Source organism: Candidatus Latescibacter sp. (assembly GCA_030692375.1).
Classification (GTDB): domain Bacteria; phylum Latescibacterota; class Latescibacteria; order Latescibacterales; family Latescibacteraceae; genus JAUYCD01.
This window is the reverse complement of the sequence record JAUYCD010000157.1, coordinates 1-13067: the sequence shown is the minus strand read 5'-3', so window position 1 is coordinate 13067 and position 13067 is coordinate 1. Positions and strand designations below refer to the sequence as shown.

Annotated in this window: 11 protein-coding genes; 4 read left to right on the top strand and 7 right to left on the bottom strand. The window is 51.3% G+C overall.

Translation table 11 applies throughout. The features are described 5' to 3' along the window. Positions 1-208: 208 nt before the first annotated feature. A complete protein-coding gene (locus Q8O92_09580) occupies positions 209-1510 on the bottom strand; it encodes a homoserine dehydrogenase (GenBank protein MDP2983563.1) in 1302 nt (433 codons plus the stop codon). 374 nt (positions 1511-1884) lie between these two features. Between Q8O92_09580 and Q8O92_09575 the strand changes: the two genes are divergently transcribed. Then, complete coding sequence (locus Q8O92_09575; GenBank protein ID MDP2983562.1) at positions 1885-2301, top strand: hypothetical protein; 417 nt, start codon at positions 1885-1887, stop codon at positions 2299-2301. A gap of 51 nt (positions 2302-2352) precedes the next feature. Here the strand turns inward: Q8O92_09575 and Q8O92_09570 are convergent, their stop codons facing one another. Next, positions 2353-2649 carry a metalloregulator ArsR/SmtB family transcription factor gene (locus tag Q8O92_09570; protein ID MDP2983561.1) on the bottom strand — a complete coding sequence of 99 codons (297 nt, stop codon included), beginning with the start codon at positions 2647-2649 and terminating at the stop codon, positions 2353-2355. A gap of 226 nt (positions 2650-2875) precedes the next feature. On the opposite strand from Q8O92_09570, the gene Q8O92_09565 reads away from it, so the two are divergent. The 3 genes from Q8O92_09565 to Q8O92_09555 all read left to right on the top strand — a co-directional run bounded on the left by Q8O92_09565 (position 2876) and on the right by Q8O92_09555 (position 8016). Then, the gene (locus Q8O92_09565) at positions 2876-4099 is read left to right on the top strand and encodes an MFS transporter (GenBank protein ID MDP2983560.1); all 1224 of its coding nucleotides are present in this window, start codon (positions 2876-2878) and stop codon (positions 4097-4099) included. Between the two features lie 287 nt (positions 4100-4386). Continuing rightward, complete coding sequence (locus tag Q8O92_09560; GenBank protein ID MDP2983559.1) at positions 4387-7401, top strand: glycosyl hydrolase; 3015 nt, start codon at positions 4387-4389, stop codon at positions 7399-7401. A gap of 162 nt (positions 7402-7563) precedes the next feature. Further along, positions 7564-8016, top strand: coding sequence for an ROK family protein (locus Q8O92_09555; GenBank protein ID MDP2983558.1), 453 nt, complete (start codon positions 7564-7566; stop codon positions 8014-8016). 221 nt (positions 8017-8237) lie between these two features. On the opposite strand, the gene Q8O92_09550 is transcribed toward Q8O92_09555, so the two are convergent. The 5 genes from Q8O92_09550 to Q8O92_09530 all read right to left on the bottom strand — a co-directional run. Then, positions 8238-9167, bottom strand: a complete 930-nt coding sequence (locus Q8O92_09550) for a DUF4340 domain-containing protein (protein ID MDP2983557.1) — start codon at positions 9165-9167, stop codon at positions 8238-8240. Continuing rightward, a complete protein-coding gene (locus Q8O92_09545) occupies positions 9164-10765 on the bottom strand; it encodes a GldG family protein (protein ID MDP2983556.1) in 1602 nt (533 codons plus the stop codon). The genes Q8O92_09550 and Q8O92_09545 overlap by 4 nt, the downstream gene beginning before the upstream one ends. Positions 10766-10778: 13 nt before the next feature. Continuing rightward, positions 10779-11489, bottom strand: a complete 711-nt coding sequence (locus Q8O92_09540) for an ABC transporter permease (protein MDP2983555.1) — start codon at positions 11487-11489, stop codon at positions 10779-10781. Continuing rightward, complete coding sequence (locus Q8O92_09535) at positions 11486-12436, bottom strand: ATP-binding cassette domain-containing protein (protein MDP2983554.1); 951 nt, start codon at positions 12434-12436, stop codon at positions 11486-11488. Before Q8O92_09535 ends, Q8O92_09540 begins: the two co-directional genes overlap by 4 nt. A 295-nt stretch (positions 12437-12731) precedes the next feature. Continuing rightward, the coding region (locus Q8O92_09530; protein MDP2983553.1) for a T9SS type A sorting domain-containing protein at positions 12732-13067 on the bottom strand (336 nt) is incomplete at its 5' end.

Here is a 13067-nt window from a genome sequence, read left to right as displayed (position 1 = left end):
TTGCAAAAGTCGAGATTATTTTACGCAGCCCCCTTCCTGTCCTTTGGACATCCTTCCCTCTGAAGGGGGCAGGAAAAGACTGTGGAGCAACGACTTCCCTTGCCCCCCATCGGGGGGAAAGGGACTGAGGGTTAGGGGGCTAAAATTAACAATTTGCCTTTTTTAAGTATAAAAACGACTTTTGCAATTGGCTGCTTCTGTCTTATTTTTAAATATCCTCCACCCTGATGAGCTGTACTCTTCCTTTCACCGCTTCCAGGCCGGAGAACTGTTCCATCGCGCGCTGCATGTCCCCTTCGCATGCTTCATGAGTCATGATGACAAGCGGAACATAGTCGCCGTCCGCGGTCCCGATCTGTATGACCGATTCGATAGATATGTTCTGGTCCGCGAATATCCTGGTGATGCCGGCGAGAACCCCCGGTTTGTCCAGCACTGTGAACCTGAGGTAATAGCGAAGATCCAGCTCGCTCATATCCACCAGACCAGGGCCATGATCGTTCAGGATGATACGGCTGACATTGGTCGGGGCGCCGGTGAGCAGCCTCTCGGCGACTTCCACGGTGTCGGAAACCACCGCAGAGGCGGTAGGCATCTTGCCCGCTCCCTTGCCGTAAAAGATTTCCCTTCCCACCGCGTCGCCGTAAATCTCCACCGCGTTGAATTCATCCTCCACATAGGCCATAATAGACTCGGTGGAAACCAGAGTGGGATGCACTCGTACCTCGACGCGGCCGTCTTCGTGACGTTTGGCGATGGCGAGCAATTTGATGATATACCCAAGATCGTATGCATACTCTATATCCCGGATGCTCACATTTTCAATGCCTTCACAATATACATCCCTTGGAGACAGGTCAGCCCCGAACGACAGCCTGGCTAAAATCACAATCTTGTTGAGTGCGTCCTGGCCAGAAATATCTGAAGTCGGATCCGCTTCGGCGTAGCCGAGTTTCTGGGCTTTGGCCAGCACTTCACCGTAATCGCAGCCGTCACGGGCCATTCCGGTGAGGATGTAATTGGTGGTCCCGTTCAGAATTCCATAAATGCTCTGGATTACATTGGCATTAAGGCCGTTCACTATACCCCGGATGAGCGGGATTCCTCCGCCGACCGAGGCTTCAAACATATACGAAACATCGGCCCGGAGCGCGGCATCGAACAATTTGCCGCCATGCACGGCAATAAGGGCCTTGTTGGCGGTGATTACGCTCTTGCCGTTTGCAAATGCGCGAAGGGTAAAGGTCAGGGCGGGTTCGTATCCGCCGATCAGTTCTATCACAATATCTATATCAGGATTGTCAAGCACCTCACTCACATCTGTGGTCAATACGCCTTCCGGAACGGTAACTCCGCGATCACGGGTGATATCTATATCGGCGATTTTAACCAGCTCGAGATCGTAATTGCGGCCCTTTAAAAACGGCTTCCCCTTGCCAAACAGGAGAGATGCCACGCCGGCGCCCACAGTACCGAACCCGATAAGCCCCACTCTCACAATCTGTTTCATATTCATTTCCGTTTAAAAAAGTTTCAATTAGACATCATAAAATAACAGATTCGAGCGGGAGGTGCAAGATTAAATGATACTTGGAGATACGGAAACTTTCGAGAACCTGAATCATAAAAAAATAGTCTTCTTTTCTTCCGGGAAAATTATATACATTATCGAGAGTGTCTTCATATATATATTTATCGGTTTAACGATTAAGATTATTTCCTTTCTTCAACTGCAAAAACCGATCAAGCTCGCAATCATGAAGGACTCTTTCCTGAAGGAGAGCATTTCATGTCCGCATACACAAAAATAGTACAGCAGCGACCGATTGATGTGACAAATTGAAACATTGATTTGTTCTTCCTGCAATTTTCGGAGGGTAAAACATGGCAGAAGATATTCTGACAGTAAATGGCCGGGACCAGGCCGGTTATGGAATCTGCATCGATTCGGCGGAAAGCTGGATTGTGGCTGTCAACAACGCGGGCCCGTCATCGGACCCCGAGGAGGTAACATTTTTGGGGAGCCATCCCAACACGGATGAAACATTTATCCTTATCAGGGGAAAAGCCTGCATCGCCACAGCTCCCTATTATTTGCCGGAGGATTTCACCATCATCGCCATGGAACAGGGAGCTTGCTATAACGTTCATCGCAAGACCTGGCATTCTGTGCTCATGGCTCCGGGGTCGAAAGTTGCCATAGTCGAAAACCGTAATCCGGAAAGTGAAATCCACCATCTCAGCGTTGAAGCCAGGATACGGTTTACCTGGGAGGCAAAAACCCTGCTTGAAACGAGATAAAAAAAGGCGGCATAAAGCCGCCTTATCTGATTAGAAACAACTGTGCATCAATTATGTACTGATGACACCTTGCATGCATCGTATCATATCGGCATAATTTTTATCGGTAAGGCGGTAGCAGAAACTGCTGCCTTCCCGAATTTTCTGCACAATGCCCACGCTTTTGAGGATTTTCAACTGCTGGCTGATGATGGGCTGCGGATAGCCCAACAATTCTGAGAGTTCCATGACGCGAAGATTTTTTTCCTGCAGGGCATCGATGATACGGATACGGATGGGATTTCCGAAACCTTTGAAAACCTCTGCAGCGAATTCCAGTCTTTCCAGGTCTACATTGGATAAAGTCATTCTTTTTTATCCCCCTTAACTCATAATCTATAGTTATATAACTATGGAGTCAAGAAAAAAATTATAATTTTTAAAAAAAATCTGATTTTTAGCTATGATACTATACTATGCTTCCAGTTTGAAATTATGAATACTATCATTGACTTTGCTTCCGTCAATATATATATTTATACGTTAAACTTTTTTTTCATGTTTCGTTTCAATTATTTTAGAGAAATAAATATACATGTATAATGAAAATCCGGTTATTCCCGGAACCGCGCACCATTCCTGGAGGACCACGCTGGCAGTAACCTCTTTGGCTCAGTTTTTATCAGGTGTGGGATTCAGCTTCGTTTTTCCTTTTTTTCCATTTTATTTCGGCGAACTCGGTTTAAAGACCCAGAAAGATGTTCTTCTCTGGTTCGGATATACCTCCATAGCCTTCGGGATTACCATGGCGGTATGCGCTCCCCTCTGGGGAGTCCTCGCCGACCGCTTCGGGCGCAAGCTCATGGTCATACGGTCCATGCTGGCGGGAGCAGTTATTCTCGGTCTGATGGGTTTGGCAACCAGTCCCTGGCACATTCTCATTCTGCGTATTCTACAGGGTATGTCCACCGGCACAGTGACCGCATCGGTAACCCTGGTATCAAGCGTCACCCCGGTGGAAAATCTCGGCTTCAGCTTGGGCATCGTCCAGACCGGCCTGCTTTTGGGTAATGCTGTCGGCCCATTCCTGGGAGGGGTACTGGCGGATCATTTGGGCTACCGAATTCCCTGCGGGCTGGCATTCATCATTCTGTCCCTTGGAGCATTGCTGGTCGCTCTCTGCGCGACCGAAAAATTTACTCCCCATGAAGATGTAAAAGCGAACGGCTTTAAAACAATCCACGGGATTATAAAGACCGACGGCTTTACGGTTATACTGTCCATCTTTTTTCTTATTTACGTGATTTCCACCATGATCGCCCCGATACTGCCGCTTTTCATTCAGGAACTTTCCGGGAATGCTTCCAATGTGGCAACGCTGACCGGTACTTTTATTGCGGTGGCCGGACTGCTTTCGGGAATCACTTCCTTCTATGTGGGCAGACTGGGGGATCGCTTCGGCCATAACCGGGTGCTGATCATCTCACTCGTCGCGACTGGCATTTTTTCCATTCCCCAGGCTCTGGCGAATAACCTGTGGGTGCTCTTCTTCGAACGCTGCCTTCTGGGTATAGCGGTGGGAGGAATCGTCCCCACCGTGAATGCGCTGGTCTCCAATACCATCTCCCGTGAAAGAGTGGGGAGCGCCTACGGTCTCACCTCAAGCGTCACCTGCCTCGGCATCGGGGTAGGCCCGCTCATAGGCGGAGGGCTTGCCGCTGCATTCGGTCTGCGCTGGCCTTTTGTAATCATGGGGGTGGTTTCCCTGGTCATCGCTTTCTCGGTGCAGAAAATGGTAAGCCGTCGAAACGGCAAATAAACGATGCCAAACTTCGGCGCATTGAAAAAACCGATTCCGTCCTTCGGCATTTTATCGTATACTATGTTAATTATAATAAATTACAGATGTGCGCTTCAGAGTAATAATAGATCCTGAAACAAGTTCAGGATGACACGTGTCATGCCGAACTTGTTGCCGCTTCGCGGGAACGATGAAACCGTTTCGGCATCTATATATACTATGTCATGCCAAATGGATTCCCTGTTTTTTCATAGCAAAAGCAGGGAATCGACATCTATATGTATCATCCGCCGTGAGGAACAGTTATGAACCTGAAAGAATTCGTTGATCCGCCGAGACAATACCGTCCTTCTCCCTTCTGGTCATGGAACGATGTCATGGAGCCTTCGGAAATCGAAAACCGTATCCGTGAAATGAAGAAAAAAGGCTTCGGCGGGTTCTTCATGCATGCCCGCAAAGGGCTTCGGACACGCTACCTGAGCGACGATTGGATGCGGGCCATACGGCGGGGGGTAGAAGTCGCCCGTGAGCTTGAGATGGAGGCCTGGCTTTATGATGAGGACCGATGGCCGAGCGGTTTCGCCGGGGGAAACACCACGGAAGGGAAGGATGAGAACCTGGCGATGGCGCTCACCTGGACCGGGGAAGCTTCCACACTCGAAAGCGATGTCCTGGAAAAGGCGGCGGCGTTTACACGAAAAAATGCAGAAAACGGCCTCGTGCTTCTCCGCGAGAGGCCGGCGGACCTGACCGGAGTCGGCGTCTTTTACGAGCGCCGCTATACCCGCGGGCATGGGAGATTCAACGGCGAGGGGTATGTCGATCTCCTCAATCCCGATACGGTGAAGGATTTCATCGAAAACACCTATGAAAAGTATTCAAAGCTCTTCCGTTATGATTTCGGGAAATACATGCCCGGCATTTTCACCGATGAACCGAATGTGAACCGGGTGATCAAGCTCCGCCCGAACGATGACCAGTCCGCATTCTCTTTTCCCTGGACTTCCGGATTCGCCGAGTATTTCGAAAAAATCCACGGGTATTCGCCCCTTGATCACCTTCACCGCCTTGTGGACGGCTCCGAAGAGGGATTCAAGTTCCGCCACGATTTCTGGCGAACGGTGAACGAGCGGTTCATCGAGGCGTTCACCGTTTCTCTGGCGAACTGGTGTAAGGAACACGAGGTGCTGTTTACCGGGCACTATCTTTTCGAGGATGATTTTTACAGCATGACAGTTTCTGGCGGCTCTGTCATGGCTCATTACGAGTACATGGATATTCCCGGCATCGATCATCTGGGCCGCAACATCAGGAATCCCTGGACTGCGAAACAGCTTTCGAGCGCGGCGAACCAACTTGGGAAAAAACGGGCTGTGTGTGAGATTTTCGGCGCCGCCGGCCAGTCCATGACCTTTGAGGACATGAAGTGGATCGCCGATTTCAATCTAGCCCTGGGAGTCACTTTCCTCTGTCCTCACCTTACAGCTTTTTCACTCAAAGGCGAACGCAAGCATGACTTCCCCCCGACGTTCTCCTACCACCAGCCTTACTGGGATCACTTCCGTGCCGCATGCGATTATCTTGCCCGTGTTTCCTGGGCGGTGAGCCGGGGAAAATCGACGGCGCCGGTTCTGGTTCTCCACCCTCTCCTCTCGGCTTATGGCGTGCTTGATATAAATATCCCGGACGGCGGAGTGAAACTGCAGGCGGTGGAAAGCTCGTTCCGCGGCCTGGTCCGTGAACTCCTTGCCGAACACATCGAATTCGACCTGGGGGATGAGCGCATCCTCATCGCCCACGGCAAGGCTTCCGGAGGCCGGCTTTCTGTCGGCGAATCGCAGTATCGCTGCGTCGTGCTCCCCCTGGCCTATACCTGGCTCTCCTCCACCCTCGATCTCCTCGAATCGTTCACCGGAACGGTGATCATCCTTGGAGACATTCCCGCGCGGGTCAGCGGAGCAGAGAGCGAGCGTCTCCGTCTGTTTGCCGGGCGTCCTAATGTTTCCATTCTTCAAGATCTCCCGGCGGATGCAGTGAACCTTGTTGTCGAAAAAATCGGGCGCGATGTATCGGTCACAAGGCCGGACGGCGCACAGGCGCAAAATGTCCTGGTGAACCACCGGACGGAGGCCGCCGCGCACATTATTTTCCTCGCCAACACCGACCGCACCTCACCCCAGGACATTACGGTCGATCTCAACGCACTGGGAGGGACAGTGGAGATGGACCCGCTCACGGGGCGGGCATACCGGTATGCCTCGAAACTGGAATCGGGGCGCACGATCATCAAAACCTCGCTGCCTGCCGCCGGAAGCAGGATATTTCTCGTGGACCAGACCCAGACCTCGGTGGAAGGAGCGGAAATCCCTCAGCCGCCGGAAGAGGTCATTACCATCGAAGGCCCCTATGCTTTCCAGCGGCTTCATGACAATATCCTGACTCTGGACCGCTGCACTCTGGAGATCGATGGCAAGGTTCTTCTTAAAAATCAGCCGGTGTGGAAAGCCCGCAAATCAATCTGGCAGGCGACCGGCATCTCCGAATACGATGACTACCAGCCCTGGGTGCTGGAAATGAAGAATGTTCGCACCCGTACCAACAAGACCGTGTTCACGTTCACATTCACTGTGCAGAACATCCCGGAAAGGCTGGAGCTTGCCATGGAGAGCGCCGACAGGTTCACTGTGGAGGTCAACGGCAAACAGGTCGAAACCTCCGCCGGGAAGTGGCATATCGACCGCGCCATTTCCGGCTTCGCCATCGCCGAGCAGGTGGTGCAGGGGGTGAACACCATACGCGCTGTCACCGATTTCCTCTGGGACACCGAGATCGAAAATATTTATCTGGTCGGAGATTTCGCAGTAGGCCAAGAGGAGGAAGGATTCCCCGTAACCCGCGAGCCTGACACCCTTTCACTCGGCTCCTGGGTGGAGAAGGGATATCCTTTCTATTCCGGCACCATGATCTACAAGATGGAATTCGATCTCTCCGACATCGAGCAATACCGGCATGAACTCGACCTTTCCGGCGCGCGGGGGAGCACATTCTACATCACGGTGAACGGCGTCGAGATCGGCTCAGTCCCCTTCTCTCCCTGGCGCGGAGAGGTTACCAGCGCGCTTAAAAAAGGGTTGAACACGGTGGAGGTCGAGGTTGTCGGCACCCTCCGCAACACCCTCGGGCCTCTTCACCATACCGGGGGCGACAGCCTGGACTGGACCGGCCCCCGTGAATTCGAAGACGAGGAGCGCTGGACGGATTCCTATCAGTTTGCGCCGTATGGATTCATAGAGCCGCCGAAACTCATAAAGATCGGGTGAGAACTCACCCCCTTGATCCCCCTCTCTTGCAAGCAATAGAGGGGGAAACCCAGTTGATTCTTTTGAACAGGTTCTGGATTTGGAGAACAGCGAAACGGCCCGCCGGTGAGATTCTCGACTCCATCAGCGGGCTGATATCTGCGCTTGCCACAGATTTTAAGATTGCCGCTATCGGTATCGGCGTTCCCGTTCCCGCCGGACCCGGGACAGACCGGCTCATTCCCTCCGAAAACCTTCCGACTTCTGGAGGAGAGTGTTTCGATCGGCGGATTGAAAGCCCTGTGCAGGAAAATTTCCGGCGAGGACATCGAACCGTACGTTCTCCATCAGCGGTTTATAGACGGAGATGAAAAGTCGGCCGAGATATTCGAACGGTATGGAGAAGCTCTGGGCCGGGCGGCGGTCATCGTGCTCTCCCTCCTCGATCCGGGAAAGATTGCCATCGGGGGAGGTGTTGCCCGGTCATTCGAAGCTTTCCAGGGCGGGCTTACCCGGGTGGAGATAACCTGGGGAAAAGAAGGAGCAGAGAGGATTGTTCCCGCCGCATTATCGGAAAGAGCCGCAGTTCTGGGAGCGGCGGAATTGGCGGGGAAAAGTTTGAACCATGATTCATAGGAATAGAGGATTATCATGATTTAAAAATTTATACATGACGACATATTTTGTTTCGTTTCTTTTTAAAAATAGATCCTGAAACGAGTTCAGGATGACACGTGTCATGCCGAACTTGTTTCGGCATCTAAACTCTCTAAACATACACAATTATTTATGTCGTTATGTATTGAACAATCACGTTAATCCAGTAATCATGCGAATCATGGTTCAGACAATTTTTATTAAAGCTTCAGTTTGTCGTAGCTCACCGGCAGAAACGCCCCCCTGTACTCGTAGAACCGGAAAAGCATATCCCCGTTCTCCTTCCGGAAAAGATACGTGTTCTTGTTTGTATCTTTGCCAGGATTCCAGACATCAAAAGTGTGGGTGTCCCCGTTCCGTATTTTGAAAGATACCCGGACATCCGGTTTAATCGTGCCGGCGCGCGGGATATCTTCATCGGCGGCAAAGGAATCGCAGGAGAGCGAAGCTATGGCAGTGACAAGCTGCCGTACCTTGAACTGATCTACAGGTTTATCCTTTCCGTTTTCTTTGTACACCCAGGTGGAATCGGAGAGGGTCAGATCGCGGGTCTGTTTGGCATCGACTGCCTTGATCGATGTGATATCGCCCTCGTTGAAACTGTAGATGGACTTGTCGCGCCAGTCATCCGGTTCCCGAATCGCTATCCGTGAGAAAACACCCCGCCAGAGAGCGATATCCTTTGAATTTTTCATCCGGGCGTACGTGTGGCTCAGGTCGGGCGTATAGTCGCCGATGAGGACATCCAGGACCTGTTTTCCGCCGCTGTAAGCTTTAAGATCGATGCCGGTAGAATCATCTACACCAAGGCGTTTCTGTTCGCTTACTTCCGAGGATACCACACCATCCACCATGATGCTTGTGAGCGATTCCAGCAGTTGATCGATCGCCTGCTTGCCCGCCTTGTATTCCGTAGGTTTGGTCATCTTCCAGGAGTCGCCCTGCTTCACCAGAACGATCAGTCCCGATTTGGGATTGTTGATTTCAAATTTGTCAAAGACGGGCTTTTCTCCGGGGAAAAGAGGAGTGGCGCCCTGGGTCACCTCTTTCGGATGGAGAGAGGTGAGGAGAAAAATTACAACGAGAAGGAGGAAGACTCCTCCCATGATAAGTGTCGATTTATTTTTCATTTACCATCTCCATAGCGAGCAGTGAGCGCTTTTTTCCGAATCCGCCGTACCTGCCAGAGTGCGATGCCGCAGATGATGATCAGAACGCTCGGCCCGATCAGGTTTGCCGATTTTACAAATTGCCTTAAAAAATTCGGGATGTCTTTCAGCGGACGCTGCGGTACTTCCTTGGAACGAATGGAGATCATATCGTTCGCCTGCACCAGCCAGTCTGCGGTATTTTGTATGAAGAGCGTCTGACGGGGATCCTGAACGAAGGAATCAAGGGACATATTCCCGTCCCCACAGATGAGCAGCCGGTTTTCGGTCGCGCATGCAGGAACCAGCGGCTCTTTGGGTGGAGCGCCGGAGCTGTCTTTGGGCGCTCCCGTCTGGGCGAAGAAGGAGGTGAACTTCCCGCTCACTATAGCCGCAATGGGAATGCCCTTCTCCAGGAAGTCGGTTTTTTTCATGAAATTGAGCGGCATAATATACACCATGGGCCCGCTTTGATGACCGGAGAAGTCCGATGAATAGAGGAGGCCTTCCACCTTGTATCCCTTGTTCTTCGCCAGGGTGGTATCCACCGAGGAGGGGAAGAATGCCGCCACCTGCTGAAGGTCGCGGGTGATGACATTGGCCTTGTTGAAGCTCTGGATTATCGGCATGAAGGGTATCTGGTAAGTCTGATTGTACGTGATGAATCCCTTCTGGGACTGCGATTGTACGGCATTGCACTTCGTATCGATCACTATGTCTTCATTCAGTCCGATGCCATAATTATTCAGGAACCGGTTGACATTCAGATTGTAGGGCATACCCGTCGGCTGCTGTCCGCCGCCTCCCAGGTTCGCCATGTAGGAGTTCATAAACATACCCAGTTTTCCACCGTTCATGATGTACTGGTCAAGGTTATAAAGCTGATTATCGGTGAATGGCTGCCGCGGCGCGAGAACCATTACTGCGTTGACGGATTTGTCGATACGCTGATCCAGATCAATCGGCTGGACATCATAATTCCTTCCCAGCGCTTCATACAGCTTCTGCATAGTCGCCTGGTTCTGCTCTCCTCCTATGGAAGCAATTCCCAGAATGGGGTTCTTTTTCGAGGAAAGGCGCTTGATCAGGCTGGTTATCTCGTATTCGAGGTTATCGGTATTCTGGATGACCGGGAGAGCCTCCTTTTTGTCGCGATAGATGACAACCAGGCCCATATAGGCCATCTTGACCTCGAATTTGTCGTTTGCCACGCTCTGTATCTGACGGGGTGGGATTCCGAAGCTCTCCGCTTCCTCGGTGAATTTCTTTTCGTCGTCCGGTTTCACAAACTCATATCTGAGCCTGCCGTGGGAATAGGCTCGGTAATCCTCGAGCATATCGCGAAGGTAACGTTCATTGGTATTGAGCGGGCTCGGCAGGTTCGGTGAAAAGTAGGCCTTGATGAGAACGTTGTCATCGAGCTTCGCCGCCACATCCTTTGAAGCTCTGGAGAGCGAATATATTTTGGAGCTGGTCAGATCGGTCCGGAGAAAATAGCGTATTCCGATGGCGTTGATCATGACCAGAATACCCAGGAGAAAAAGTATGGAAAGAATAGATGCACTGTTCAATTTTTTCATGGCTCAAGTCTCCTCAATTCCACTTGCGGCTCTCGAGCGAGAGCTTGGCCAGTGACAGCATGAATACGATCAACGACAGGTAATATACTATATCACGTGTATCGATGACTCCCCGGCTTACGTTGGTGAAATGGTAGTCAATGCTCAGGTACTGGAGCAGAGGAACCAGGTATGAGGGCATCACCGGCAGGAATTTATTGAGCAGAAAGAGAATGAATATGATCATGAATGCGATGATGAACGATACCACCTGGTTTTTGGAGATGGTGGAGGCGAAAACCCCCACCGAGATGTAGGAAGCTCCCATCAGAAGCAGGCCCAGATAGCCGGTCACCAGCATTCCCATATCCGGCCTGCCCAGAACGATGATGGTCAGCGCATAAGGCAGTGTGAAAAAGAGCGCAACCACCAGGAGTCCGAGGCCGGCAAGGTATTTACCCAGCACGATCTCCAGGTCGGTGAGCGGCATGGTAACAAGAAGCTCTATCGTTCCGCTTTTCCGCTCTTCGCTCAGGAGCCGCATGGTGATGGCGGGAGCGAAGAAAATGAAAATGAAGGGGATGATGCTGAATACGCTCCGTAAAGAGGAATCATTTGCCAGGAAAAGCTCGCTGGTAAAGAACCACCCGGTCAGGAGAAGAAACACCGAGATGACGATATACGCCATCGGTGAAAAGAAGTAGGCGAAGATTTCTCTTCGGAAAATGGGAATCACTTTTTTCATTGTGCCACGGCTCCCTGAGTGAGTGTAAGCTGTCTGAATACTTCCTCGAGATTGGTTTTGTTAAGGCGCATCTCATAGATAACCCAGCCTTTTTCCACAGTGGCGCGGAATACTTCGTCACGGATATCGAAGCCCCGGTGAATGCCGATTTCGAGGCAGGCGGTATTCCCGCCGCTCGATGTGACGGAATGGATTTTTTCCACCCCTTTGATCTGTGAATACACATCGGCCATCGCGGCCGCATTCCCTTTGATTTCAAGGGTGAGGCTGTTCTGTCCGGCCATTTTTTCCTGCAGTGAATCAGTGGTGCCGTCCGCCACAATCTCTCCGGAGGAGATAATGACCACCCGGTTGCAGGTCGATTCCACCTCGCTCAAGATGTGGGTGGACAGGATGACCGTCTTTTTCTGCCCGACCTCCTTGATGAGATTGCGGATTTCCACTATCTGGTTGGGGTCGAGACCGACAGTCGGCTCGTCGAGAATAAGAATCTCGGGTTCGTGAATCATTGCCTGCGCGATACCCACTCGCTGACGGTATCCTTTGGAAAGCTCGCCGATATCCTTGCCGATCATCTTGGAGAGTCCGCAGGTTTCGATCATGGCTTCCATGCGTTCGTTCCTTTTCTGGCCGGTGATATCCCGAAGATCGCAGATGTAATCCAGGTATTCCTGAATGCTCATGTAATCATAGAGCGGCGCATTTTCGGGAAGATATCCGATCATCCTGCGGATTTCCATGGAGTGCTCGTTCACATCCAGGTCATTGAACATTATCCGGCCCTCGGAAGGGGGCATGAAACAGGTCAGCATCCTGAGAGTCGTGGTTTTGCCGGCGCCGTTGGGCCCCAGAAAACCGAGGATTTCACCATCATTGACAGTGAACGAAATATTGTCCACGACCCTGAAATCCCCATAGTATTTCGTCAGGTTTTCGATTCTGATCATCCAAGGCTCCTTATGCGTTTTGGAAGTATTATGAGAAAGGAATTCTTATTTCTCGAAAACACTTTTTACACCCCGATACAGTTTATCAGGTTTCAAAAATAATTCTTCTGGAAGACAATCAATATAAAGAAAGAACCATCAATTGACCAGAGAAAAAAGACGGAGAAGAAACTCGTCCTGTTGGACGGCAGGAATGGGAATGGAGCGAAGGTACAACCACATTCCCCCCTCCCCGATCAGGAGAGGGGGGAGACTTTGTTAGCGGTGAATAACAAGAAATCGTTCAATTCATGTTCTATTTCATCAGAAGCGCCTTGCCCGTTTTAACATATTCTTCAGCCCGCAAGGTGTAGAAATACACGCCGCTCGGGAGGCCACGGGCATCCCATACCACTGTATGCTTCCCGGCGCTCTTTCTGCCGCTGTCGACTGTCGCGACTTTCTGCCCGGAGATGTTGTGGATTTCGAGAATGATCTGCACTTCTTTCGGGAGAGAGTATTCAATGGTCGCGCTCGGATTGAACGGATTCGGGTAGGCTTCCCCCAGCTTGAATTCCTGCGGCGTCTGCGCCGCAACATCTACCCCGGAAGCGATCGTAAACACTGTGTTGCTCTGGTCATTCACCGCCGC

Coding starts and splice junctions, on each gene's coding strand:
- Q8O92_09580 (MDP2983563.1), bottom strand. CDS start 1,510: ATGAAACAGATTGTGAGAGTGGGGCTTATCGGGTTCGGTACTGTGGGC.
- Q8O92_09575 (MDP2983562.1), top strand. CDS start 1,885: ATGGCAGAAGATATTCTGACAGTAAATGGCCGGGACCAGGCCGGTTAT.
- Q8O92_09570 (MDP2983561.1), bottom strand. CDS start 2,649: ATGACTTTATCCAATGTAGACCTGGAAAGACTGGAATTCGCTGCAGAG.
- Q8O92_09565 (MDP2983560.1), top strand. CDS start 2,876: ATGTATAATGAAAATCCGGTTATTCCCGGAACCGCGCACCATTCCTGG.
- Q8O92_09560 (MDP2983559.1), top strand. CDS start 4,387: ATGAACCTGAAAGAATTCGTTGATCCGCCGAGACAATACCGTCCTTCT.
- Q8O92_09550 (MDP2983557.1), bottom strand. CDS start 9,167: ATGAAAAATAAATCGACACTTATCATGGGAGGAGTCTTCCTCCTTCTC.
- Q8O92_09545 (MDP2983556.1), bottom strand. CDS start 10,765: ATGAAAAAATTGAACAGTGCATCTATTCTTTCCATACTTTTTCTCCTG.
- Q8O92_09540 (MDP2983555.1), bottom strand. CDS start 11,489: ATGAAAAAAGTGATTCCCATTTTCCGAAGAGAAATCTTCGCCTACTTC.
- Q8O92_09535 (MDP2983554.1), bottom strand. CDS start 12,436: ATGATCAGAATCGAAAACCTGACGAAATACTATGGGGATTTCAGGGTC.